The 23,379-nt window shown below is 60.6% G+C and carries 21 protein-coding genes; 4 read left to right on the top strand and 17 right to left on the bottom strand.

Features of this window, described 5'->3' with window-relative positions; translation table 11 throughout:
* Window positions 1–21 precede the first annotated feature (21 nt).
* The 11 genes from MRBLRC7O_RS19840 to MRBLRC7O_RS19790 form a co-directional block, all read right to left on the bottom strand.
* Window positions 22–363 (bottom strand): flagellar basal body-associated FliL family protein, encoded by a 342-nt coding sequence (locus MRBLRC7O_RS19840; RefSeq protein ID WP_111784242.1) that lies wholly within the window; start codon window positions 361–363, stop codon window positions 22–24.
* A 494-nt stretch (window positions 364–857) separates the two neighbouring features.
* Window positions 858–1,901: a helix-turn-helix domain-containing protein gene (locus MRBLRC7O_RS19835; protein WP_111792989.1), complete on the bottom strand. Its 1,044-nt coding sequence runs from the start codon at window positions 1,899–1,901 to the stop codon at window positions 858–860.
* A 118-nt stretch (window positions 1,902–2,019) separates the two neighbouring features.
* A complete protein-coding gene (locus MRBLRC7O_RS19830) occupies window positions 2,020–2,805 on the bottom strand; it encodes a 3-hydroxybutyrate dehydrogenase (protein WP_111820670.1) in 786 nt (261 codons plus the stop codon).
* 4 nt (window positions 2,806–2,809) lie between these two features.
* Window positions 2,810–4,765 carry an acetoacetate--CoA ligase gene (locus MRBLRC7O_RS19825; RefSeq protein ID WP_111820669.1) on the bottom strand — a complete coding sequence of 652 codons (1,956 nt, stop codon included), beginning with the start codon at window positions 4,763–4,765 and terminating at the stop codon, window positions 2,810–2,812.
* Window positions 4,762–5,646, bottom strand: a complete 885-nt coding sequence (gene mmsB, locus MRBLRC7O_RS19820; protein WP_111820668.1) for a 3-hydroxyisobutyrate dehydrogenase — start codon at window positions 5,644–5,646, stop codon at window positions 4,762–4,764. The genes MRBLRC7O_RS19825 and mmsB overlap by 4 nt, the downstream gene beginning before the upstream one ends.
* Before the next feature lie 13 nt (window positions 5,647–5,659).
* Window positions 5,660–7,255: a GMC family oxidoreductase gene (locus MRBLRC7O_RS19815; protein WP_060727512.1), complete on the bottom strand. Its 1,596-nt coding sequence runs from the start codon at window positions 7,253–7,255 to the stop codon at window positions 5,660–5,662.
* 74 nt (window positions 7,256–7,329) lie between these two features.
* On the bottom strand, window positions 7,330–8,337 hold the full coding sequence (locus tag MRBLRC7O_RS19810; RefSeq protein ID WP_003508689.1) for a branched-chain amino acid ABC transporter permease: 1,008 nt from the start codon (window positions 8,335–8,337) through the stop codon (window positions 7,330–7,332).
* A 1-nt stretch (window position 8,338) separates the two neighbouring features.
* Window positions 8,339–9,226 (bottom strand): branched-chain amino acid ABC transporter permease, encoded by an 888-nt coding sequence (locus MRBLRC7O_RS19805; RefSeq protein WP_026363562.1) that lies wholly within the window; start codon window positions 9,224–9,226, stop codon window positions 8,339–8,341.
* Between the two features lie 2 nt (window positions 9,227–9,228).
* Window positions 9,229–9,930, bottom strand: a complete 702-nt coding sequence (locus MRBLRC7O_RS19800) for an ABC transporter ATP-binding protein (protein ID WP_020009981.1) — start codon at window positions 9,928–9,930, stop codon at window positions 9,229–9,231.
* Window position 9,931: 1 nt separating this feature from the next.
* A complete protein-coding gene (locus MRBLRC7O_RS19795) occupies window positions 9,932–10,717 on the bottom strand; it encodes an ABC transporter ATP-binding protein (protein ID WP_003508686.1) in 786 nt (261 codons plus the stop codon).
* Between the two features lie 29 nt (window positions 10,718–10,746).
* Window positions 10,747–11,955, bottom strand: a complete 1,209-nt coding sequence (locus MRBLRC7O_RS19790) for an ABC transporter substrate-binding protein (protein ID WP_003508685.1) — start codon at window positions 11,953–11,955, stop codon at window positions 10,747–10,749.
* 233 nt (window positions 11,956–12,188) lie between these two features.
* Here MRBLRC7O_RS19790 and MRBLRC7O_RS19785 point away from each other — a divergent pair, with 233 nt between their 5' ends.
* Window positions 12,189–13,106: a LysR family transcriptional regulator gene (locus tag MRBLRC7O_RS19785; RefSeq protein WP_031234580.1), complete on the top strand. Its 918-nt coding sequence runs from the start codon at window positions 12,189–12,191 to the stop codon at window positions 13,104–13,106.
* Between the two features lie 136 nt (window positions 13,107–13,242).
* Window positions 13,243–14,265: an LLM class flavin-dependent oxidoreductase gene (locus MRBLRC7O_RS19780; protein WP_003508682.1), complete on the top strand. Its 1,023-nt coding sequence runs from the start codon at window positions 13,243–13,245 to the stop codon at window positions 14,263–14,265.
* A gap of 187 nt (window positions 14,266–14,452) precedes the next feature.
* On the opposite strand, the gene MRBLRC7O_RS19775 is transcribed toward MRBLRC7O_RS19780, so the two are convergent.
* Window positions 14,453–15,571 carry a mandelate racemase/muconate lactonizing enzyme family protein gene (locus MRBLRC7O_RS19775; RefSeq protein WP_111820667.1) on the bottom strand — a complete coding sequence of 373 codons (1,119 nt, stop codon included), beginning with the start codon at window positions 15,569–15,571 and terminating at the stop codon, window positions 14,453–14,455.
* 229 nt (window positions 15,572–15,800) lie between these two features.
* On the opposite strand from MRBLRC7O_RS19775, the gene MRBLRC7O_RS19770 reads away from it, so the two are divergent.
* Entirely contained in the window at window positions 15,801–16,475 is a 675-nt protein-coding gene (locus MRBLRC7O_RS19770; protein ID WP_111820666.1) for a GntR family transcriptional regulator, read from the top strand.
* Between the two features lie 107 nt (window positions 16,476–16,582).
* Complete coding sequence (locus tag MRBLRC7O_RS19765) at window positions 16,583–18,052, top strand: mannitol dehydrogenase family protein (RefSeq protein WP_111820665.1); 1,470 nt, start codon at window positions 16,583–16,585, stop codon at window positions 18,050–18,052.
* Between the two features lie 51 nt (window positions 18,053–18,103).
* On the opposite strand, the gene MRBLRC7O_RS19760 is transcribed toward MRBLRC7O_RS19765, so the two are convergent.
* From MRBLRC7O_RS19760 to MRBLRC7O_RS19740, 5 genes are all read right to left on the bottom strand, one after another.
* Window positions 18,104–18,949: an ATP-binding cassette domain-containing protein gene (locus MRBLRC7O_RS19760; RefSeq protein ID WP_003508678.1), complete on the bottom strand. Its 846-nt coding sequence runs from the start codon at window positions 18,947–18,949 to the stop codon at window positions 18,104–18,106.
* A complete protein-coding gene (locus MRBLRC7O_RS19755) occupies window positions 18,946–19,785 on the bottom strand; it encodes an ABC transporter ATP-binding protein (RefSeq protein WP_020009988.1) in 840 nt (279 codons plus the stop codon). Before MRBLRC7O_RS19755 ends, MRBLRC7O_RS19760 begins: the two co-directional genes overlap by 4 nt.
* A 3-nt stretch (window positions 19,786–19,788) precedes the next feature.
* A complete protein-coding gene (locus MRBLRC7O_RS19750) occupies window positions 19,789–20,703 on the bottom strand; it encodes an ABC transporter permease subunit (protein ID WP_003508674.1) in 915 nt (304 codons plus the stop codon).
* Entirely contained in the window at window positions 20,700–21,707 is a 1,008-nt protein-coding gene (locus MRBLRC7O_RS19745) for an ABC transporter permease subunit (protein WP_020813550.1), read from the bottom strand. Before MRBLRC7O_RS19745 ends, MRBLRC7O_RS19750 begins: the two co-directional genes overlap by 4 nt.
* Window positions 21,708–21,768: 61 nt before the next feature.
* The gene (locus MRBLRC7O_RS19740) at window positions 21,769–23,373 is read right to left on the bottom strand and encodes an ABC transporter substrate-binding protein (RefSeq protein ID WP_111820664.1); all 1,605 of its coding nucleotides are present in this window, start codon (window positions 23,371–23,373) and stop codon (window positions 21,769–21,771) included.
* Window positions 23,374–23,379: the final 6 nt, after the last annotated feature.

The raw sequence follows: 23,379 nt of genomic DNA, 5'->3' as shown, positions 1-23,379 counted from the left end.
AAAAACTTCACGCTAGGGTGGTCACGGGTTTTGCGGCGCCCCTGTCGAATCCTGTGGCGAGGGGTTTGTCTCTGTCGATGACGGTGGTTGCGCGCGGCCATTCGCGGGATTGTTGTCGAAGCTTCCCGATCCGGACGGCTGCTGCGGCACCGGCGCAGTCTCGGTCTGCGGGTTCTGCGGCAGGTTCTGGTCGGGTTCGAAAACGGAATATTCGACGACAGCCCAGACCACCAATGCAAGAAGCACGCTGACGATCAGAATGACAAGGACGGGACGTCCGCGCGATCCCTGCCGCGCACGCGTTGCCGTTTCGCTTTTCGGAGTATCCCGACTGTCGAGATAGCTGGCATTTTCTCTGGCCATGTCTTTCACTCCCTGTAACCCTGTTGATCTAATCCTTGGGGTCAGGGTTTTGTTCCAGATCGCCGGAGAACGACGTTAACCGCACTCGGCCGGCAAACGCGCCCTGTCACAGTCTTCCGCATCCAGCGCGCTGAAGCTTTGTCCAAGGCCGAGCCAGGAAACCGGCAGGCGTGCTTCGCCGTCGTCCGTTTCCGATGGATCGTCTGAGGAGCTGTCAAAATTCGCCGAAGGCGGGGGCGATGGCGGCCTGTGAAATGTGGCGCCGGAAAAGGAGAGGTGTTGTTTTACCGCATGGCGCCATTGGCGACACAGGTCCAGAAAAGCGAGGATTCTCAGTATCATGATTGTCAGGCAATATATTGATAAAAATAACGCGCCCTGTTTGGCACGTCTGGAAGACATGCGCATCCCCATCGCGCCGCAGCCGCAGCGAATGGTCGGATTGTGCCAACAAACCGTCATAAAGTGTCAGAACGGCGCGCGGCCAATCGTCATCAGCGGCCGAGCTGCACGATCCAGCGTGTCCATTCCGCGCTATCCGGCTTCAGAATATCCGACGTGAGGTCACGGTTTTCCGAAGCGAAATGCCGCATCTGACGCGGCGAAAGGCCGAAAGTCTTCTTGAAGACGCGGCTGAAATTTTCCGGATTGGTGAAACCATAGGACGCGGCAACCTCGGCAATCGTCATATGCGCCGATTGTGGTGCCCGCAGGAAATCCATCGCGCGTTCGAGACGTCGGTGGGTGATGCAGGCCGAAAACCCGCCAAGCGGCTCGAAGAGCCGGTAGACGGTGCGTCGCGACACACCGAATTCGCCCATGACCTTTTCCACCGACAGGGCCGGATCGAGAAGGTGACTGTCGATATAACGGCGGATGGATGCCCTGAGCGCCCGCTGCACGCCCTGCGCATTGTCGTGCCCGACATGATTGTTGATGGCGGCCGCAGCCAGTTCCAGAAGCGGCGAGACCGTGGCTGCGCCCTCGCTGGCGTTCATGACGTCGAAATGGCGATAGATGCTCGTCATCGTTTCGCGCAGCAGCGATACCAGCGGCAAACCGGCCGGCAGCACGCGTTCATGATGATTGCCGGAACCGCCAAGCCTGCCTTCCAGCAGCCGGCGCGGCACGACGAGGCTGAGATGATCATGATCCGACGTGGCAGTGGCCAGCGGCTGCGCCATATCGATGAGATAGAGGTCGCCGGGGCCTGCGGTCTCGCCCGAACCGCGCCGCGACATGCTCTTCCCGCTGGCGTAAAATTGCAGAAGAAAACCGTCCATGCCGTCGCGGGCAAGCTTGTGGCGCGATCGGTCGAAATCCTGCGCCGAGGACTGGGTGCGACCGAGCGCAACATTCCCGATGAAAGCGGCGTCCACGCTGGCGAAAAAACCGTCATCCTGCGAGCGGCGCAGGCGGGCATCAAAAAGCACGTTGATCGAATCCCGCCACAACGCCATGGCGTCGCGTTTCGGCACCTGGCGCGTATCGAAGCGCGAACGCGCCAGCGGCGCTTCAAAAGACCCTGTGTTCATCATGCCGCTTTTCCGTGAACACGGCGCTACCCCCACCGTTCCCGAAAACTATACAGGATTGAAATCGCCTAACAATACCGGAAACCAGCGCGATCGTTCGCTTCAGACGCGTGTGCGAAATTTATTTCGCCGTCCAGCCGCCATCGATCGAAATGGTGGTGCCGGTGATGGAGCGCGCCATATCGCCCGCGAGATAAAGCGCCATTTCCGCCACTTCTTCCGGTTGCACGAACCGTCTGGTCGGCTGCGGCGCAAGCATCACCTTCTTCACCACGTCCTCTTCGCTCATGCCGTGCACGCGCGCCTGATCGGCGACCTGGGCGGCGACAAGCGGGGTCCAGACATAACCGGGGCAGATGGCGTTACAGGTAATGCCGAGTTCGGCGACTTCCAGCGCCACGCTTTTCGTCAGACCCACCACCGCATGTTTGGTCGCCACATAAGGCCCCTTGAAGGGCGACGCGCGCAGGCCATGGGCGGAGGCGATGTTGACGATGCGGCCCCAGCCCCTTTCCTTCATGCCCGGCAGGGCCGCGTGGATGGTGTGAAAGGCGCTGTCGAGCGAGATGGCGACGATGCGGGAGAAATCGGCGAAATCGAACTCGTCGATCGGCGCAACCTTCTGGATGCCCGCATTGTTGACGAGGACGTCGATATGACCAAATTCGGCGATGACGGTTTCCGGCAGATGCGCGCTTTCATCATAATTGGCGAGATTGGCGGAAAAATAGACCGGCCTGTGCCGCGCCGCCTGTGCCACCATCTCCAGGGCCTGCGTCGCCTCCTCCGTCGTCTCTATGCCATGCACCGCGACCAGATATCCCGCTTCGGCGAAACGTTTGGCGATGGCGAGCCCGATGCCGCTGGTGGAACCCGTGACGAGCACGGTTTTCGGTTGATCCTCCATCGGCCTAGTCCTTCAGCTGCGGCAGGTTGCGGAAAAGTTCGAGCGCTTCAGGATTGGCAAGCGCATCGGCATTCTTCACCGGCCGGCCATGGATGGTATCGCGAACCGCGATTTCGGAAATCTTGCCCGAACGGGTGCGGGGAATGGCGCTGACGGCAATGATTTTTGCCGGGACATGCCGCGGCGTGGCGCCCGAACGGATGCGGCTGCGGATGGTTTTTTCCAGCTCTTCCGTCAGGGTCGCGCCGCCCTTCATGCGCAGGAAGAGGATGACCCTCTGGTCACCGTCGATATCCTGCCCGACGGCAATCGCCTCCTCCACTTCAGGCACGGTTTCCACTTGCCGGTAGATTTCCGCAGTCCCGATGCGGACCCCGCCGGGATTGAGGGTCGTGTCTGAACGCCCATGGATGACATATCCGCCCGAAGGGCGCATTTCGGCAAAATCGCCATGCGCCCAGATGCCGGGAAAGCGGTCGAAATAGGCGGCCTGATACCGCGAACCGTCCTCGTCGCCCCAGAACTTCACCGGCATGGACAGATGCGCATTGCGGCAGACGAGTTCACCGGCAACGCCGCGAACGGAATGGCCCTCATCATCCAGCGTGTCAATATCCATGCCGAGCATCGCACCCTGCAATTCGCCGCGATGCACGGGCTGCAGCGGATTGCCGCCGAGGAAACACGCGCAGATATCAGTACCGCCGGAAATGGAGGCGAGATGCACGTCAGCCTTCCAGTCGCGATAGATATAATCGAAGGATTGTGGGATGAGCGGCGAGCCGGTGGAAAGGATCGTTCTGAGCGACGAAAGGTCATGGCTTTCACTCGGCTTCAACCCGGCCTTCAGGCAGGCATCGATAAACTTCGCCGATGTGCCGAAAGTGGCGATCCGTTCGGCATCGATGAGATCGATCAGCCGCGCGGATGTTGGATAACCGGGATTGCCGTCATAGGTGACAAGCGTTGCACCGAGCGCCAGACCGGAGACCTGCCAGTTCCACATCATCCAGCCGCAGGTGGTGAAATAGAAGAAACGCTCGCCTTCCTGAATATCGCATTGCAGTTTCAGCTCCTTCATATGCTGAAGAAGCAGGCCGCCGCCGGAATGGGTGATGCATTTCGGCTTGCCTGTTGTACCCGAGGAATAAAGGATCGTCAGCGGCGCCTTGACGGGCAGACGATTGAAGGCAATCTCGCCCGCCGCATAAGGCGCGACGAAATCCTTGAGCGTCACACAGCCGAGATCGGCGAGGCTTTCGGGAACGGCATCGCCGATCAGCACGATCTTTTCAGGAGCCGCACTTTCCGCCACCGCACGGATGGTCGGGCCGACATCGATGCGTTTGCCGGCATAACCATATTCCGACACGGCGATGAGAATTTTCGGGTCGATCTGCGACAGGCGGTCGGAAGCGCCGGCCGGGCCGAAATCCGGCGAGCAGGATGACCAGATGGCTCCAATGGCGCTGACAGCCAGATAGCTGACGATCGCCTCGATATCATGGGTGACGATGGCGCCGACGCGGTCGCCTTCCTTCACGCCCGCATCAACGAGCGCCTGCACCATCAGGGACACTTCGTCGTAAAGCTGTCTGCGGCTGATCTCGCGGCGCGTGCCATCGTCGCGATGGGCGATGATGGCCAGCCGATCGTCGGCATCGCGCAGCAGATTTTCGGCGTAACTGAGCCTTGCGCCCGGATAGAACTCAGCGTCTCGTATAGTCTTGCCGGGTTTGAATGCCGTTTCGCTGCGGGTTCCGATAATGCCGAGCTCGTCCCAAAGCGCATCGTAAAATTCGTTCGGCGCGTCGATCGACCAACGCAGCAGGCCGGCGTAGTCATCAGCCGCCTGCTTGTGCAGCTCTGCAGTTCTGGCCGCGAATGAAAACAGAGCCGAGTACTTCACCCTCTTTTCGGGCGGCGCCCATAAAATGTCGGATGGCGCGACGTCCGTCATGCTTTGCCCCCGCGCAGCATTTCAACGATGGCGGAGAAATCACGCCCGCCGCTCACTTCATCAACGAAATTCTCGTAAAGCGCCGCCGCCGCCGCACCGAGCGGGGTGGTGGCCCCGGCACCGTTCGCGGCCTCCTGCGAAAGCTTCAGATCCTTGAGCATCAAGGCCGCCGCAAATCCCGGCTGGTAATCCTTGTTGGCGGGTGATGTCGGCACCGGTCCCGGCACCGGGCAATAGGTGGTGAGCGACCAGCATTGCCCCGAAGAGGTGGAGGCGACATCGAACAGCGCCTGATGCGAAAGGCCGAGTTTTTCGCCCAGCACGAAGGCTTCGGAAACGGCGATCATGGAAATGCCGAGGATCATGTTGTTGCAGATCTTGGCAGCCTGGCCGTTGCCGCCCTTGCCGCAATGCACGATCTTCTTGCCCATCGCCTCCAGCACCGGCTTCGCCGCAGAGAAGGCCTCCGCTTCGCCGCCGCACATGAAGGTCAGGGTGCCGGCAGCAGCGCCACCCGTGCCCCCGGAGACCGGCGCGTCAACAGAGGGGCAACCGGCGGAAGCGGCCAGTTCATGCGCCTTCAGCGCGCTTTCCATATCCACCGTCGAGCAATCGATGAGCAGCGTGCCGGCAGAGATCTTTTTAACCAGATCGCCATAGGCGGAAACGACATGTTCGCCCTTCGGCAGCATGGTGATGATCACCTCAGCCGCTTCGATGGCCTCGGCGGAATCCGCGGCAACGGGAATGCCCGCCTCTTTCGCCGCCGCGCGGCAGGCGTCGGCAAGATCGTAACCCCTGACGGCATAACCCGCCTTGACGAGATTGGCGGCCATCGGCAGGCCCATATGTCCCAGCCCGAGAAAAGCGACGGTCTTCATCGGTGCGCTCCTTTCAGCGATTATCCGCAAGGATCATGTCGGCGGCCTTTTCGGCAATCATGATCGTCGGCGAATTGGTATTTCCGGATGTGATGCGCGGCATGACGGAGGCGTCGGCAACGCGCAGCCCGGCAAGCCGCCGGAACTTCAGCCGTGCATCGACAACGCTTTCCATATCCGACCCCATGCGCAGCGTGCCGACGGGGTGGAAGATGGTGGTGCCGATATCGCCCGCCGCTTTGGCGAGATCATTGTCATTTTCAAAGGAGGGGCCGGGCCGGTATTCCTCCGGCTTGAAGCGTGCGAAGGCCGGCTGGGCGACGATGCGGCGCGTCAGCCGCATGGCGTCGATCGCCACCTGCCGGTCGCCTTCGGTGGAAAGATAGTTCGGGCGGATTTCCGGCTGCATGGCGAAATCCGGTCCTTTCACATGCACTGAGCCGCGGCTTTCCGGCCGCAGATTGCAGACACTTGCGGTAATGGCGGGAAAAGTGTGAACCGGATCACCAAACTTGTCGAGCGAAACCGGCTGGACATGATATTCCAGATCGGCGGTTTCCTTTTCCGGCGAGGAGCGGGTGAAGACGCCGAGCTGGCTCGGCGCCATCGACATCGGCCCGGAGCGGGTGAGCGCATATTCGAGACCGATCCGCGCCTTGCCGAACAGGGTGGAGGCCCTTTCATTCAACGTCAGGACGCCGGAGACCTTGTAGACCATGCGCAGCTGCAGATGGTCCTGCAGGTTCTCGCCCACACCCTGGACCTCCGCCACCGTATCGATACCGGCAGCCTGCAACACATCGCCACGACCGACACCGGAAAGCTCCAGAATATGCGGCGAGCCGATCGCACCGGCGGACAGCACCGTCTCGCGCCGGGCGCGCATCTTTTTCAAGACGCCGTCATGGTGGAACTCCACGCCCGTCACCCGGCCTTCTTCGATGATGAGACGCTTGACATGCGCCTTGGTCAGAACCGTCAGGTTCTTGCGGCCAAGCGCCGGCTTCAGGAAGGCTTTTGCCGTGTTCCAGCGCCAGCCGGCCCGCTGGTTCACATCGAAATAACCGGCGCCTTCATTGTCGCCCCGGTTGAAATCATCGGTCGCGGGAATGCCGGCTTCTCCTGCTGCCCTCTGGAAGGCGTCAAGCACATCCCAGCGCACGCGCGCCTTCTCCACGCGCCATTCACCGCCGGCAGAGTGCAAGTCGCTTTTGCCGCGATAAAAATCTTCCGATTTCAGGAAATAGGGCAGGATGTCGTTCCACCCCCAGCCCTCGCAACCAAGCTGCCGCCAGAGATCATAGTCCCGCGCCTGCCCGCGCATATAGATCATGCCGTTGATGGAGGAGCAGCCGCCCAGCACCTTGCCGCGCGGATAGATCAGCGAACGGCCGTTAAGCCCCGGCTCTTCCGCCGTCTTGAAACACCAGTCGGTGCGCGGATTGTTGATGCAATAGAGATAACCGACCGGAATATGGATCCAGTGGTAGTTGTCGTTGCCGCCAGCCTCCAGCAGCAGCACGCGGTTGTTCGGATCTTTCGAAAGGCGGTTGGCGAGGACACATCCGGCACTCCCCGCTCCGATGACGATATAGTCATATTCGCCCATGCTTTTCTCCATGCGCCGCCCTTGCCGCACCGTCCCGGACGCGGGGGAAGCCTTTCAAGTGTTTTCAAAAATCTCTAGCCGCGGTGCTGGAAGCCGAGTTTTCTCCCGAGCCACGACGCATAAAATTCGCCGATCAGACCACGCCGGAACACCAGAACGCAGGCCATGAAGACAAGCCCGGTGATGATGGTGACCGGGAAATCCGATGTCGCGAGATAGTTCTGCAGGGTGACAACGAGACCCGCGCCGAAGATAGGGCCGATCATGGTGCCGATGCCGCCGAGCAGCGTCATCAGGATCACCTCGCCCGACATCTGCCAGGTGACGTCGGTCAGCGTCGCGAACTGGAAGACCAGCGCCTTCAGACCGCCCGCAAGACCGGCCAGCGCCGCCGACATGACGAAAGCACCGAGCTTGTAACGCTGCACGCTGTAACCCAGCGAAATGGCGCGCTGCTCGTTTTCACGGATCGACTTCAGGATCATGCCGAAGGGCGAGTTGACGAAACGCCAGATGACCAGAAGTGCCAGGACAAAGGCGGCCAGCACCGTGTAATAAATATTGAGCGGCGCATTGAGATCGAGAAGGCCGAAGAGATGGCCGCGCGGCACGCCCTGCAGACCATCCTCGCCATGGGTAAACGGCGCCTGAAGGCAGAAGAAATAAAACATCTGCGATAGCGCGAGCGTAATCATGGCGAAATAGATGCCCTGACGGCGGATGGCGAAAAAGCCGATGACGAGGCCGAGAAGGGCCGCGCCCGCCATGCCGATGACAAGGCCGATCTCCGGCGTCACGCCCCATTCCTTCACCGAGTAGGCGGTGAAATAGGCCGCGCCGCCGAAAAACGCCGCATGGCCGAAGGACAACAGCCCCGTATAACCGATCAGCAGGTTGAAGGCGCAGGCGAACAGCGCAAAGCACAGAAGCTTCATCAGAAAGATCGGGTAAACGAACATCGGCGCGGCGATGAGGACGGCAAGACCCGCCAGTATGAGAACGGTCTTGATGGTTCCGGCGGTCGCGGAAACTTCCGTCTGCGGTAGCGTGCCGGCAGTGGGGCTATGGGTGGCTTTGGACATATCAGGCGTCCTTTCCGAAAAGTCCGGCGGGGCGGATGAGCAGCACAAAGGCCATGATGACGAAGATGACGATATTGGAGGCTTCCGGGTAGAACACCTTGGTGAGGCCCTCTGCGACGCCCAGCATGTAACCGGTGACGATGGCGCCCATGATCGACCCCATGCCGCCGACCACGACCACCGCGAAGACGACGATGATGAGGTTCGTGCCCATCAACGGCGAGACCTGATAGATGGGCGCGGCGAGAACCCCGGTGAACCCGGCAAGGCCCGCACCCAGCGCGTAGGTCAGCGTCAGGAGAACGGGCACATTGATGCCGAAAGCCTGCACCAGCGTCGGGTTTTCGGTGGCAGCGCGCAGATAGGAGCCAAGACGCGTCTTTTCGATCAAAGCCCAGGTGGCAATGCAGACGATGAGTGAAATCACGACGACGAAAGCGCGGTAATTCGGCAGGAACATGAAGCCGAGATTGGTGCCGCCGGCAAGCTCGCGGGGAACCGAATAGGGCTGGCCCGCCGCGCCATAAAGCCAGCGGAACGTGCCTTCCACCACCAGCGCCAGGCCGAAGGTGAAAAGCAGCCCGTAAAGCGGATCGAGATCATAAAGCCGCGACAGCAGGAAGCGTTCGATGATCGCGCCGAAAAGTGCGACGACAAGCGGCGTGACGATGAGCGCCACCCAGAAAGTGATGCCGAAATACTGAAGGCCGAGAAAGGCCACGAAAGCGCCGAGCATATATTGCGCGCCATGGGCAAAATTGATGACGCGCAGCAGGCCGAAAATGACGGCAAGGCCGAGCGACAGCAGCGCATAAAAGGACCCATTGATGAGGCCCACCAGCAATTGCCCGAGCAGTGCCTGAATTGGAACGCCGAAGATCATTGTCATGGTTAAACCCCCAGCACCTTGTTGAGCTCGCCCATGCGGCCGGAAAGCTCGCCGACCGGAAAATTGCTGACCATCTGGCCGTGATCCATCAGGTAGAAACGGTCAGCGATGCGGCTCGCAAAACGGAAATTCTGTTCGACCAGAACCACGGTCATGCCGCGGCTCTTCAGTTTCTGCAGCACCTCGCCGATGCGCTGCACGATGACGGGGGCAAGTCCCTCGGTCGGTTCGTCAAGCAGCAGCACCTTTACACCGGTGCGCAGGATGCGCGCCATGGCCAGCATCTGCTGCTCGCCGCCGGAAAGCTTGGTGCCGGGGCTGGTGCGGCGTTCGTAAAGATTGGGAAACAGCTCGTAGATTTCATCGAGCGTCATGCCACCGGATGCGACGACGGGCGGTAGCTTCAGATTTTCCTCGACGCTCAGCGTCGCGAAGATGCCGCGCTCTTCCGGCACAAAACCAAGACCGTATTTCGCCGTGCGATGCAGCGGCACCGGCATCAGATCCTTGCCGCCGAGCTTGATGACGCCCTTGCGGTTGCGGATGATGCCCATGATGGTGCGCAGCGTCGTGGTCTTGCCCACGCCGTTGCGCCCGAGAATGGTGATGGTTTCGCCTTCGCCGACCGTTAGATCGACACCGTGCAGGGCCTGGCTTTCGCCGTACCAGGATTTCAGGTTGGAGACTTCGAGCATTGCCGCCATATCAAGCCTCCTCCGTGCCCATGTAAGCCGTGCGCACGCGCGGATCGGCGGAAACGGCGGCATAATCGCCTTCCGCCAGAATTTCCCCCCGCTGCAGCACCGTGACGTGGTGGCAGATATCGGCCACGACCTTCAGATTGTGTTCGACCATCAGCACCGCACGGGTTTTGGCCACCTCGCGGATGAGCTCGGCGACATGCGAGACATCTTCCCCGCCCATACCGGCCATCGGCTCATCAAGCAGCAGCACCTTCGGGTCGAGCGCCAGCGTGGTGGCGATTTCGAGAACGCGCTTGCGGCCGTAAGAAAGATCGGCCGCAAGCGCATGTTTTTCCCGCGTCAGGCCAACCGTTGCGATCAGTTCCTCGGCGCGCGCATTGAGCCTGTCAAGCGACGACAGGGGTAACCAGAATTGCGTTGAAAGGTTGTTGGGCCTTTGCAGCGCCACCCGTACATTCTCCAGAACCGTCAGATGCGGAAACACCGCCGATATCTGGAAGGATCTGACGAGGCCGAGACGCGCCACCTTGTCCGGCGGCGTCCTTGTTATGTCCGTTCCCATGAAGGTGATCGCCCCGCCCGTCGGCTGGAGAAACTTGGTCAACAAATTGAAGACCGTAGTCTTGCCGGCGCCGTTCGGGCCGATCAGCGCATGAACGCGGGCATGATGCACGTCGAGATCGACGTTTTTCACGGCTGCGAATGCACCGAAGGTCTTGGTGAGACCACGCGCCGAAAGAACGACGCGAGGTTCGGCCTGCCCGGCGGGGGCGGGAGCGATCGTCATGAAACTTTCCCCTTTATTGCGTCAGTCTTTTATTGCGTTACCAGCGGGCAACCGCTTTTTGCGGGGTCCATGAAGGCTTCCTTGCCGGGAATGGTGGCGAGCACCTTGTAATAATCCCACGGCTGCTTGCTCTCGTCCGGCTTCTTCACTTCCATGAGATACATGTCGTGGATCATGCGGCCATTGGCGGCCACATGGCCATCCTTCGAGAAGATGTCGTTGACGGGCATTTCCTTCATGGCCTTGGCGACGGCATCAGCATCGTCGGTGCCGGCCTTTTCGATGGCTTTCAGGTAATGCAGCACGGCGGAATAGGTGCCGGCATGCACCATGTTCGGCATGGCGCCGGTGCGTTCCTTGAAGCGTTCGCCGAATTTGCGCGATTCATCGTCGCGGTCCCAATAAAAGCCTTCCGTCAGCGTCAAGCCCTGGGCTGCTTCAAGACCGAGGCCGTGGACTTCGGCGAGCGTGAAGAGAAGGGCCGCAAGCCGCTGGCCGCCGGCGACGATGCCGAATTCGGCCGCCTGCTTGATGGCGTTGGAGGTATCGAGACCGGCATTGGCAAGACCGATGACCTTCGCGCCCGAGGACTGCGCCTGCAGCAGGAAGGAGGAATAATCCGTCGTGGCAAGCGGATGGCGCACGGAGCCCAGCACCTTGCCGCCATTGGCCTTGACGAAATTGGCGGTATTTTCTTCCAGCGAATAACCGAAGGCATAGTCTGCGGTCAGGAAGAACCAGCTGTCGCCGCCCTGCTTCACCAGCGCGCCGCCGGTGCCGACCGCCAGCGAATAGGTGTCATAGGCCCAATGGAAACCATAGGGGCTGCACTGCTTGCCGGTCAGTTCGGTGGTTGCCGCCCCGGTGTTGACGGTGATCTTCTTCTTGTCCTTGGAGAGCGCCTGCACGGCAAGGCCGACCGACGACGAGGTCAGTTCCATGATCGAATCGACCTGTTCGGTATCGTACCATTGGCGGGCGATATTGGAGGCCACATCCGCCTTGTTCTGGTGGTCGGCGGTCACCACCTCAACCGGCGCATTCAGCACCTTGCCGCCAAAATCCTCAACCGCCATCTTCGCGGCTTCATAAGAGTACTTGCCGCCGAAATTGGCGTAGACACCCGACTGGTCGTTCAGGATGCCGATCTTAACCTTGCCGTCTGAAATCTCGGCGGCATAAGCGGCGGTGCCCGCGGCCAGTGCCATGGCCGTGGATAAAAGGATACTCTTGCGCATGACTTCTCCTCCCAGAGATGATTGCGAGCCTCAGATGGGTCTGTGCAATGGTGAACGAAACCGCGTCGGGGGTTTCCATGCCATTGCACCTGATTGGTCACACCGCCCTCCTCAAAGCGATGCATCCTGAGCCTAGACTTCTCGAATTCGGTCGTTGACACAAGAGCTGGGCATCATCAAATTGCGAACAGGAACTGTTCATTTTTGAACAGAACTCTTGATGGGAGACAAATATGGCCACCCCTTTCACCTGGGACGACCTGCAATATTTTCTGGCCGTGGCCCGCACCGGACAGCTCTCCTCGGCGGCGAGAAGCCTGCGCACCAGCCACGCCACCGTCTCCCGCCACATCGACCGGCTGGAATTCTCGCTTAAAACCAAGCTGTTCGAGAGAAACCCGCGTGGTTACGAGCTAACCACGGTCGGGCGGCGGCTGGTCGATACCGTCGAGCGCATCGAGGCGGAAGCGGAAAGATTGCAATCGGATATTTCCGAAAGCGGCAGCCTGCTGCGCGGCGTGGTGCGGCTCAGTGCGCCCGAGGGTTTTTCCAATTTTTTCTTCGTGGAAAGGCTGAAAGACTTCGCCATCACCCATCCTCACATCATGGTGGAGATGGTGACGATCCAGCAGATCATGGCGCTGTCGAGGAAGGAGGCGGATGTGGCGGTCACGCTCGACCCGCCGAAAGCCGGTCCCTACATCAACGAACAGATCATCGATTACACGCTGCATATCTATGCCTCGCGCTCCTATCTCGCCAGCCACCCGAAAATCACCCGGCGCGAGGATTTGCCCGATCATTTCTTTATCGGCTACGTGCAGGACCTGATCTTCTCACCGGGCCTCGATTATATGCGCGACGTGATGCCCGGCCTGCGTCCGGGCTTTCAGTCCTCAAGCATTTTCGCGCAGCTGACGGCAACGCTGAGCGGCAGGGGCCTGTGCATCCTGCCGAATTTCATCGCGGCACGTTTTCCAGACCTGCAGATGGTGCTTGCCGGTGAGGTGGAACTGCGGCGCGGCTACTGGCTGACCAGCCACCACGATCTCGCCAATGTGCCGCGGGTACGCTCTCTGATGGATTTCATCCTCACGACCGCACGCGCGCATGAAAATCTCTTCATCCTGGACCGCAGAACAATCGCCTGACGCGGTCATCGTTCACATTTCGGCGACACCGTGTTTACGGGTGGCCGATTGGAGGATGCGCACGGTTGCCTATATGACTGACAACAACGAAGCCGGTTTGTGACGACCGGCATCCTCCGACATCTGGAAGGTCATCATGAAAAAGATCGGATTCCTCTCCTTCGGCCACTGGACGCCCTCGCCCCAGTCGCAGACCCGCTCGGCTGCGGACACGCTGCTGCAATCGATCGACCTCGCCGTCGCGGCGGAAGAACTGGGAGCCGACGGCGCCTATTTCCGCGTGCATCATTTCGCCCGCCAGCTTGCCTCGCCCTTCCCGCTTCTGGCCGCCGTCGGCGCCCGCACGAAAAAGATCGAAATCGGCACCGGCGTCATCGACATGCGTTATGAAAACCCGTTCTACATGGCCGAGGATGCCGGTTCGGCCGACCTCATCGCCGGCGGACGCCTGCAGCTCGGCATCAGCCGCGGCTCGCCGGAACAGGTGATCGATGGCTGGCGTTATTTCGGTTACCGTCCGGCCGAAGGCCAGAGCGAAGAAGACATGGCGCGTCAGCACACCGAAGTCTTCCTCGAACTTCTGAAGGGCGAAGGTTTCGCTGAGCCGAACCCGCGTCCGATGTTCCCGAACCCGCCCGGCTTGCTGCGGCTGGAACCGCATTCCGAAGGGCTGCGCGAGCGCATCTGGTGGGGTTCGAGTTCCAATGCAACGGCGGTGTGGGCGGCAAAGCTTGGCATGAACCTGCAAAGCTCCACCTTGAAGACGGACGAAACGGGCGAGCCTTTCCATGTCCAGCAGGCGCAGCAGATCCGCACCTTCCGGGAAGCCTGGAAGGAAGCCGGACATGCCCGCGAGCCGCGTGTATCGGTCAGCCGCAGCATCTTCGCCCTCGTCAACGATCGCGACCGGTCGTATTTCGGTTACGGCAACGAAGGTGATGACAAGATCGGCTACATCGACGACAAGACACGTGCGATCTTCGGGCGCAGCTATGCCGCCGAGCCGGAGCAGCTGATTGAACAGCTGAAGGCCGACGAAGCCATCGCCGAGGCCGACACGCTGCTCCTGACCGTGCCGAACCAGCTGGGCGTCGATTACAACGCCCATGTGATCGAGACGATCCTCAAGCAGGTAGCGCCGGCACTCGGCTGGCGCTAAATTTGGAAAAATTGCATCATCCACACTCCGTCACCCCGGACTTGATCCGGGGTCCAGCGCGATCAAGTCTTTGATCGCGAAAGACTCTTTTCACGGCGCAGACGCGCCGTGGCTGGATGCCGGATCTAGTCCGGCATGACGGAGGACGGGCTTTCCCTCCCTTAAAATCCGGGCTGTATACCGCTGCTCATTTTACCGATTTGCCATAGCGGGCAAAGCTTTCAGCCAGAGGCGTGGTGCTGGCGCCGGGGTGTTCCGGGCGCTTGTAAACACCGTCACGGACATGGATCGGTTCTTCGAAATGATCTTTGATCCACGGAATATATTCGAGAATGGTCGATGCCGGGTGCCAGTAGCTCAGATGCACATGCACCTGGCTCATTTCGCCGGCATGCGGCACCACCGGCAGGCGATGGGCGAGCGCGAGATCGGCAACCTGGATATATTCGGTTATGCCGCCGAGCCGGGTCACATCCGGCTGGACATAGGCCACCGCGCCGGCATCGATGAATGAGCGGAACGCATCCACCGTGTAGAGCTGCTCCCCGAGCGCAATCGGAATGGACGTATTGCGCGCCAGCCGCGCGTGGCTCGTCACATCGTCATACCACAACGGCTCCTCGAACCAGTAGATATCCAGATCCTTCGCCGCCGCGCAGAAACGCTGGCAGGTCGGCAAATCCCATTTGCCGTTGCCGTCAATGGCGATGCGAATGGACGAACCGACACGCTTGCGGACGGCGGCAAGGCGGGCGATATCGATAGTCGGATCATCATGCCCGACCTTGATCTTCAGGCGGGTGAAGCCGTCTTCCTCAACCGCCCTCGTGCTGCCCGCCAGCAAATCCTCCAGCGTGAAGGAAAGCCAGCCTATATCGGTATTGTAAGCTTCCACCGCCGCCGTGCGCGCGCCGCCGAGATATTGCCAGAGCGGCACGCCCGCCTTTTTCGCCTTCAGGTCCCAGAGCGCCACGTCGATCGCGGCCAGCGCCAGATGGGTGATGCCGGCGCGGCCAACCCACTGTAGCGAGGGATAACGGGCAAGTTTCGTCCACAGCCTTGAATGGTCCGACGCATCCTCTCCCACCAGCAAGGGCGCATAACAATCGCTGATGCAGGATGTGATCAGCCTGTCGGACGGCAGATGCGCATGGGTGCCGGTGAAACCATAGCCCTCAAGGCCGTCACTGGTGGTGATCTTCGCGCCGACGACGCCCCAATGGGTGATGCTGTGGGTGGAATCGGAAATGGACTCCGAGGTCAGCGGCAGGTGCAGGATGAAAGGTTCGACGGCGGTAATTTTCATGATCGGTCATTCCTCGATGCTGATTGCTTCCGGGGAGGAACAGACGCCACCGCCCCGCGATCAGAGATCGCGCGGATGGCTTTCGGGAATTTGCAGGCCACCCTCCTCCAGCAGCCCGCTTCCGCTGGCAGATAGAGCTAAAGGAAAATCGGCTTTTGTAAAATAAAAAATTTTTTATTTTTAATATTCAGCCATTGCCTGTCCCGCGAAGCTGGGCAATGATGCAGCCATGAACACGCTGGTCAAAATCACGCTCGCCGAACAGGCGCATCAGGAACTGCGCGCACGCATCGTCAGCGGCAGATTGCGCGGCGGCGAACGCCTGTTGCCCAATGAGCTTGCCGCCGATCTCGGCATCAGCCCCACACCGGTGAAAGAAGCCTGCCTGAAACTCGAAGCTGACGGGCTGGTGGTCAATTCCTCCCGGCGCGGCGTGGTGGTGCGCGATTTCACGGTGGAGGATGTGGAAGAACTTTACGCCGCCAGAATGCTGCTCGAAAAAGGCGCGGTGGAAGTGGCTTTCGACGCCGGCCAACTGGATGGAGCGCTGCACGCGGAACTTCTGGAAAGCCTGGCGAAACATCGTGAATTCGCCAAGGGCTCGACGCTGAACGAATTGTCGAAAGCGCTTTTTTACGATCGCAGCTTCCATACGACTCTTGTTTCGGCGGCGCGCATTCCCGTCATTTCCGGCTCGCATGGGCGCATTCTCGACCAGACCCACACGGTTTTCGTCTCGATCCTCGGCGATTACGCCCGCTCGGTCGAGGAACACCAGAATATCGCCGACGCCATTGCCGCCGGCAGCAAGGTCCAGATCATCGATGCCCTGTGGCGGCATCTCGAGCGCAGCCGGCAGAACACGCTGCGCCAGGTCCGGCTGCTCAAAGAGGCCGGCGCCTGATCCATTCAAAAGACAATGGGAGGAACTGACATGCGCGAAAACCCGAGCGTCGCAATTCCATCGGCGCGAGCCGCGACCATCTCGCTCCGTACGGGGATTTCGCGTCGATGACAGACCGGCTTTCCGCTGCAACCCTGCCCCGCCTGCCGCAAACAGTAGCAACACCCGCCTATGACCGTCAGAAGATCACGCCCGGCATCGTGCATCTCGGCGTCGGCGCCTTTCACCGGGCGCATCAGGCGGTTTTCATCGACGATTGCCTCAACCGAGGTGAGACGCAATGGGGCATCGTCGCCACGTCGCTGCGCAGTCCGGAAACACGCGACGCCATCGAACCGCAGGACAATCTCTACACCTTTTGCCTGCGTGATGGCCAAAGCGAGCGCCTGCGCATCATCGGCTCCATTCTGGAAACCATCGTTGCCCCGGAAGACCCCAAACGGCTGGTGGAGCGGATGGCCGATCCGCGCGTTCTCATCGTCACCCTGACCGTGACAGAGAAGGGCTACCTGACCAATCTCGCCTCCCGCAGCCTGCTGCGCGAACACCCTGATATCGTCCATGATCTCGAAAACCCGGACAGGCCACGTTCCATCTTCGGCTTCATCCTTGCGGCCACGCGGCGCAGGCGCAAAGAGGGTTCTCGGCCCCTGACGCTGCTGTCCTGCGACAACCTGCCCGCCAACGGCCATGTGCTGCAAAAGCTGCTGCTGGAATTTGCGGAACTGGCCGATCCGGAGCTGGCCTCCTTCATCGAAGCCAATATCACCTGCCCCTGCTCGATGGTGGATCGGATCGTACCCGCCACCACGGATGCGGACCGGGATGCGATTTCGGTCGCACTCGGCTTGCGTGATGCGTGGCCGGTCGTTGCCGAACCCTATTTCCGTTTCGTCATCGAAGACCGCTTTCCGCATGGAAGGCCGGCGCTCGAGAAATCGGGCGTGGAATTTGTCGGCAATGTCGAACCGTATGAGCATATGAAGCTCAGAATGCTGAACGGTTCCCACAGCGCCATAGCCGCCATCGGCCAGATTGCCGGCCTTGCGACGGTGGCCGATGCCTGGGGTGAAAAGACCGTGCGCGATTTCATCGACGCCTATTGGCGCGAGGTCGGCCGGACGCTGGACCCTGTCGTCGATGGTGCGGAATTCGCAGCCGGCCTGCGGGAACGTTTCGCCAATCCCTCTCTGCAGCACAAGACCATGCAGATCGCCTCCGACGCTTCGCAGAAGGTGCCGCTGCGTATTCTTGCGCCCTTACGCGAATTGCTGGAGGAAAACGCCGGAAGCGGCGCTGTCATTTTTGCCGTGGCCCTCTGGATCAGGTCATGCGCGGACAGGAACGAAAAGGGAGAGCCGATCACGATTCTCGATCCGGCCTTCAGGGAGTGGGATGCGCCGGATCAGCTGGCAATGGCACCGGACGATGTTGTCGACCGCTTTCTCGCGTTCAAACGCACGTTCGGCGATGATCTGCCCGGCAATGAAACCTTCGTCTCGAACCTGAAAGCCGCCTATCGCAACGTCAGGGAACTTGGCGCACTCGCCGCCATCGGCATATTTTTGAAGTCCTGAAAGACGAACAGGCCGGAAATCCGGCCTGTTCTCAACTTTGGCGTCTCGCGTTTAAGCCGTCGCGGCCTGCCGTGCCGCCTTGCGGCGCTCCACGCGGGCGCGGATGGCGTCGGCATCCGTGATCGGTGTCGCGGCAAAAAGCTGGCGCGTATAGGGGTGCTTAGGGTTGGCGAAAAGTTCCTCGCGCGTGCCCTGCTCCACTGCCTCGCCCTTGGAAATGACCAGCACGTCATCGGCGATGTAGCGCACCACGGAAAGATCGTGGCTGACAAAAACATAGGTCAGTTCGAATTCTTCCTGCAGATCTCGGAGCAGGTTCAGCACCTGCGCCTGCACCGAAAGATCGAGCGCGGAGACCGGTTCATCCAGCACCAGCAGCGCCGGGTTCAGCATCAGTGCGCGCGCGATGGCGATACGCTGGCGCTGACCGCCCGAGAACATGTGCGGATAGCGGTTGAAATGCTCAGGACCGAGGCCGACCTTCACCAGCATGGCTTCGGCGCGCTCGCGGCGCTCGGAAGCCGGCATTTTCGTGTTGATGAGCAGCGGCTCCATCAGCACATCACCCACCTTCTGGCGCGGGTTGAGGCTGCCATAGGGGTTCTGGAACACCATCTGCACCTTGGAGCGCATGACCGTATCGGGGCGGCGCTTGGCGATATCGACCGGCTTGCCTTCGATCTTGAGTTCACCGCCGGATGCCGGGTCGATCAGCGCGATGATGCGGGCAAGCGTCGACTTGCCCGAACCGGACTCACCGACGATGGCGAGCGTCTTGCCGCGCTCGACGGCAAAATCGATGCCTTTGAGGGCCTGAACCGTCTTGGCGCCGCCAAAGATGCCGCCGGGAACGTGATAATGGCGTGTAATGCCCTTGCCTTCGACAACGATACTCATTGGACGCCCTCCTTGCCGAAGAAATCGGAAACCGTGGGCAGACGGTCGCCGGTGGCATTTTCCGGCAGGGCCGAAAGCAGTGCCTTGGTATAGGGATGCTGCGGTGCCTCAAACAGGCTTAAGACATCCGCCTCCTCCATCTTGCGGCCCTTATATTGCACGACCACGCGGTCGGCGGTTTCCGCCACAACGCCCATGTCATGGGTGATGAGGATCAACGCCATGCCGTATTCCGCCTGCAGATTCATCAGGAGATCGAGGATCTGCTTCTGGATCGTCACGTCGAGCGCGGTGGTCGGCTCGTCGGCGATCAGCAGGCGCGGCTTGGAGGCGATCGCAATCGCTATCATCACGCGCTGGCACTGGCCACCCGACATCTGGTGCGGATAAGCCTTGAGCTTGGTTTCCGGCTCGGGAATACCCACGGCACGAAACAGTTCCAGAGCCCGGGCACGCGCGGCAGCGCCGCTCATGCCGAGATTGAGGCGCAGAACCTCCTCGATCTGGAAACCGACCGTAAATGACGGGTTGAGCGAGGCGACCGGCTCCTGGAAGATCATGGTGATCTCGCGGCCGATCAGCTTGCGGCGCTCCTGCGGCGACATGGCGAGCAGGTTGATGCCGTCAAAGGTCATCTCATCGGCGGTGATCGTCGCCGTATCGGGCAGAAGCCCCATGACGGCGAGCATCGAAACCGACTTGCCGGAACCGGATTCGCCGACGATCGCCAGCACTTCGTGCTTGTCGACGGAGACATCGATGCCGTCGACGGCCGTGAAGGCGCCGGTGGCGGTGGCGAATTTGACGGTGAGGTTCTTGATTTTCAGCAGGCTCATTGCTCAGCTCCGCTTCAGTTTGGGATCGAGCGCATCGCGCAGGCCGTCACCCATGAGGTTGATGGCGAGCACCGAGATCAGGATCGTCAGGCCCGGAAGGGTGACAACCCACCAGGCGCGCAGGATGAATTCACGCGCTTCCGCCAGCATCGTGCCCCATTCGGAAGCGGGCGGCTGTGCACCCATGCCGAGGAAGCCGAGGGCTGCGGCATCGAGAACCGCAGACGAGAAGGAGAGCGTTGCCTGAACGATCAGCGGCGCAAGGCAGTTCGGCAGGATGGTCTTGAACATCAGCCGTAAATTGCCGGCGCCGGCCACGCGGGCGGCGGTGACATATTCGCGCCGGAGTTCGCTCATGACGGCAGCACGCGTCAGGCGGGCGAAATGCGGCTGGTAGACGATGGCAATGGCAATCATCGCATTGGTGAGCCCCGGCCCGAGGACCGCGACCAGGACCAGCGCCAGAAGCAGTGACGGAAACGCCAGAATGACGTCCATGACGCGCATGATGACGGTATCGACCCAGCCACCGAAAAAGCCGGCGACGAGACCGATAACGATGCCGCCGACAAGGGCGATGGAGACGACAACGACGCCGATGAACAGCGAATATTGTGCGCCATAGATCAGGCGGGACAGCATGTCGCGCCCGACCGCATCGGTGCCGAAGAAGAAGCCGGCACGACCGCCTTCCTGCCAGACCGGCGGGACGAGCAGCGCATCGCGATATTGCTGGGTCGGATCATGCGGCGCGATCAGGGGCGCAAAGACCGCGATGAGGACGAGGAGAATGAAGACGGCAAGGCCGATGACGGCGCCGCGGTTCTGACGGAAGTAGAACCAGAAATCGGCGATCATCCGGCGGCGGATGGCGGCGTCCGAAAGGCGGACGCCGGGGGTGGTGATCACATCGGTCATTTGTGACGGATCCTCGGATTGATGAGGCCATAGGTCAGATCGACAAGCAGGTTGACGACCATTACCAGACCCGCGATCAGGAGCAGGCCGCTCTGCACGACCGGATAGTCGCGGCGCGAGATGGAATCGATCATCCACTTGCCGATGCCCGGCCAGGAAAAGATGGTTTCGGTCAGGATGGCGCCAGCCATCAGCACGCCGATCTGGAGGCCGATGGTGGTGATGACCGGGATCATGGCGTTGCGAAGCGCATGGACGCCGACAACGCGGGCGGGCGACATGCCCTTGGCGCGTGCGGTCCGCACATAGTCCTCGCCCATGACTTCCAGCATGGCCGAGCGCGTCTGGCGGGCAATCACCGCCAGCGGAATGGTGGCAAGCACGACCGACGGCAGGATGAGATGCGAAAAGGCCGACACGAAGGCGCCCTTCTGCCCCGAAATCAGGCTGTCGATCAGCATGAAACCGGTAACGGAGGGGAAGAAATACATCAGCGAAATGCGGCCCGACACCGGCGTCCATTGCAGGATGCCGGAGAACATGATGATCAGCAGCAGGCCCCACCAGAAGATCGGCATGGAGAAGCCGACGAGCGCGGTCGTCATGGAAATCTGGTCGAACCAGGAACCACGACGGATGGCGGCAATGACGCCGACCGGTACGCCGATCAATGTTGCGATGATGATGGCGACGAGACCAAGCTCGACTGTCGCGGGGAAAAGCGACAGGAACTCGGTGAGAACCGGCTTCTTGGTGACCAGCGAATTGCCGAGATCGCCCTGAAGCAGCCGTCCGAGGAAATGAAGATATTGCTGCCAGACGGGCTGGCTGAAGCCGAGCTGTTCGGCAAGCTGCGCATGCCGCTCAGGTGAAATACCGCGCTCGCCCGCCATCAACAGCACGGGATCGCCCGGCAGGACGCGCACGAAGGCGAAGGCGACGAAGGTAATCCCGAGAAATGTCGGAACGAGGTAGAGGAGTTTGCCGAGAATGAACCGGATCATGGTTTTTTCCTGAAAAGACGCGCGGAAGAACAGGGTCCTTCCGCGCGTCCGTTGTTTGGGATTATTCCGCGACGTCGACGTTTTCGAAGGTGAAGTCACCAAGCGGGCTCATGGTGAAGCCGGAAACCTTGGCGGACATCGGAACGAACTGCGTGGAGTGCGCAAGCGTCGCCCACGGAGCCTGTTCCTTGAAGATCACCTGCGCCTGCTCATAAAGCTTTGTGCGCTCGGCAACGTCAGTGGTCTGCTTTGCCTTGGAAAGCAGTTCGGAGAACTCCTTGTTGCACCACTGAGCACGGTTTGCACCGCCTTCACCGGTTGCAGCGCAGGAAAGCAGAACGCCCATGAAGTTATCAGGGTCACCATTGTCGCCGGTCCAGCCGAGGATGACGGCACCGTCGCGGTTCACTTCAGTCGACTTCTTGAGGTATTCACCCCATTCGAAGGAGACGATCTCGGCCTTGACGCCGACCTTCGCGAAATCCGACTGGATCAGCTCGGCGGTGCGGCGGGCGTTCGGCATGTAGGGACGCTGAACCGGCATCGCCCAGATCTTCATCGTCAGATCCTTGACGCCAGCGGCTTCGAGAGCCTTCTTGGCTGCTTCCGGATCGTACGGATCGTCCTTGATGCTGTCGTTGTAGGACCACATTGTCGGCGGGATCGGGTTCTTGGCAACCGTGCCGGCGCCCTGGAACACGGCGTCGATGATCGCCTGCTTGTTCATCGCCATGTTCAGCGCCTTGCGGACTTCCGGCTTGTCGAAAGGCGCAACGGTCGTGTTGTAGGCGAAATAGGCGACGTTCAGACCGGGCTGCTCGTCGAGCTTGAGGTTCTTGTCGGCGCGGATGGTGGCCAGATCAGCCGGAGCCGGATAAGGCATCAGGTGGCATTCGCCGGCCTTCAGCTTCTGCAGGCGAACGGCGGCGTCAGGCGTGATCGCGAAGATCAGATCGTCGATCTTCGGAGCTTCGCCCCAGTAGTCGGCGTTCTTCTGGTAGCGGATGACCGCGTCCTTCTGATAGGCGACGAACTTGAACGGACCGGTGCCGATCGGCAGGTTGTTGAAGTCTTCCTTGGTGCCGGCCTTATCAAGCGTATCGGCATATTCCTTCGACACGATCGAAGCGAAAGGCATCGCGATATTGGCGAGGAAAGGCGCTTCCGGACGGGTCAGCACGAACTTGACGGTGTAATCGTCAACCTTGACGATTTCCTTGATCAGCGACGGCATTTCCATGGAGTTGTAATATTCGTAGGTGATGCCTGCGATATACTGGTTCCACGGGTTCTTCGCGTCGCCCTGGCGGTTGTAGCTGAAGATCACGTCGTCGGCGTTGAAATCGCGGCTCGGCGTGAACTTCTCGTTGGAGTGCCACTTCACACCCTTGCGCAGGTGGAACGTGTATTCGAGGCCATCGCTCGAAACATCCCATTTTTCAGCGAGACCGGGCTCAACTTCGGTCGTGCCCTTCTTGAACTCGGTCAGACGGTTGTAGACCGGATGCGCGGAAGCGTCGAAGGTGCCACCTGCGGTGTAGGGCGACGGATCGAAGCCTTCCGGCGACGCCTCGGAGCAATAAACGAAGGTCTTCGCCATGGCTGGCATGGCGGAAGCCATCGCAAGCGCAGAGGCGATAAGCAAACTGCGGGTCAGCGTTTTCATCTGGTG

The sequence above is a fragment of the Agrobacterium radiobacter genome (assembly GCF_040801995.1).
Taxonomy (GTDB): domain Bacteria; phylum Pseudomonadota; class Alphaproteobacteria; order Rhizobiales; family Rhizobiaceae; genus Agrobacterium; species Agrobacterium radiobacter.
Note: the sequence above shows the minus strand (reverse complement) of the source record. Positions and strands in the feature narration are given on the sequence as shown.

What these genes read in the sequence shown, in the direction of transcription:
- MRBLRC7O_RS19840 (WP_111784242.1), bottom strand. Translation starts at nt 363, where the DNA reads ATGGCCAGAGAAAATGCCAGCTATCTCGACAGTCGGGATACTCCGAAA.
- MRBLRC7O_RS19835 (WP_111792989.1), bottom strand. Translation starts at nt 1,901, where the DNA reads ATGATGAACACAGGGTCTTTTGAAGCGCCGCTGGCGCGTTCGCGCTTC.
- MRBLRC7O_RS19830 (WP_111820670.1), bottom strand. Translation starts at nt 2,805, where the DNA reads ATGGAGGATCAACCGAAAACCGTGCTCGTCACGGGTTCCACCAGCGGC.
- MRBLRC7O_RS19825 (WP_111820669.1), bottom strand. Translation starts at nt 4,765, where the DNA reads ATGACGGACGTCGCGCCATCCGACATTTTATGGGCGCCGCCCGAAAAG.
- mmsB (WP_111820668.1), bottom strand. Translation starts at nt 5,646, where the DNA reads ATGAAGACCGTCGCTTTTCTCGGGCTGGGACATATGGGCCTGCCGATG.
- MRBLRC7O_RS19815 (WP_060727512.1), bottom strand. Translation starts at nt 7,255, where the DNA reads ATGGGCGAATATGACTATATCGTCATCGGAGCGGGGAGTGCCGGATGT.
- MRBLRC7O_RS19810 (WP_003508689.1), bottom strand. Translation starts at nt 8,337, where the DNA reads ATGTCCAAAGCCACCCATAGCCCCACTGCCGGCACGCTACCGCAGACG.
- MRBLRC7O_RS19805 (WP_026363562.1), bottom strand. Translation starts at nt 9,226, where the DNA reads ATGACAATGATCTTCGGCGTTCCAATTCAGGCACTGCTCGGGCAATTG.
- MRBLRC7O_RS19800 (WP_020009981.1), bottom strand. Translation starts at nt 9,930, where the DNA reads ATGGCGGCAATGCTCGAAGTCTCCAACCTGAAATCCTGGTACGGCGAA.
- MRBLRC7O_RS19795 (WP_003508686.1), bottom strand. Translation starts at nt 10,717, where the DNA reads ATGACGATCGCTCCCGCCCCCGCCGGGCAGGCCGAACCTCGCGTCGTT.
- MRBLRC7O_RS19790 (WP_003508685.1), bottom strand. Translation starts at nt 11,955, where the DNA reads ATGCGCAAGAGTATCCTTTTATCCACGGCCATGGCACTGGCCGCGGGC.
- MRBLRC7O_RS19785 (WP_031234580.1), top strand. Translation starts at nt 12,189, where the DNA reads ATGGCCACCCCTTTCACCTGGGACGACCTGCAATATTTTCTGGCCGTG.
- MRBLRC7O_RS19780 (WP_003508682.1), top strand. Translation starts at nt 13,243, where the DNA reads ATGAAAAAGATCGGATTCCTCTCCTTCGGCCACTGGACGCCCTCGCCC.
- MRBLRC7O_RS19775 (WP_111820667.1), bottom strand. Translation starts at nt 15,571, where the DNA reads ATGAAAATTACCGCCGTCGAACCTTTCATCCTGCACCTGCCGCTGACC.
- MRBLRC7O_RS19770 (WP_111820666.1), top strand. Translation starts at nt 15,801, where the DNA reads ATGAACACGCTGGTCAAAATCACGCTCGCCGAACAGGCGCATCAGGAA.
- MRBLRC7O_RS19765 (WP_111820665.1), top strand. Translation starts at nt 16,583, where the DNA reads ATGACAGACCGGCTTTCCGCTGCAACCCTGCCCCGCCTGCCGCAAACA.
- MRBLRC7O_RS19760 (WP_003508678.1), bottom strand. Translation starts at nt 18,949, where the DNA reads ATGAGTATCGTTGTCGAAGGCAAGGGCATTACACGCCATTATCACGTT.
- MRBLRC7O_RS19755 (WP_020009988.1), bottom strand. Translation starts at nt 19,785, where the DNA reads ATGAGCCTGCTGAAAATCAAGAACCTCACCGTCAAATTCGCCACCGCC.
- MRBLRC7O_RS19750 (WP_003508674.1), bottom strand. Translation starts at nt 20,703, where the DNA reads ATGACCGATGTGATCACCACCCCCGGCGTCCGCCTTTCGGACGCCGCC.
- MRBLRC7O_RS19745 (WP_020813550.1), bottom strand. Translation starts at nt 21,707, where the DNA reads ATGATCCGGTTCATTCTCGGCAAACTCCTCTACCTCGTTCCGACATTT.
- MRBLRC7O_RS19740 (WP_111820664.1), bottom strand. Translation starts at nt 23,373, where the DNA reads ATGAAAACGCTGACCCGCAGTTTGCTTATCGCCTCTGCGCTTGCGATG.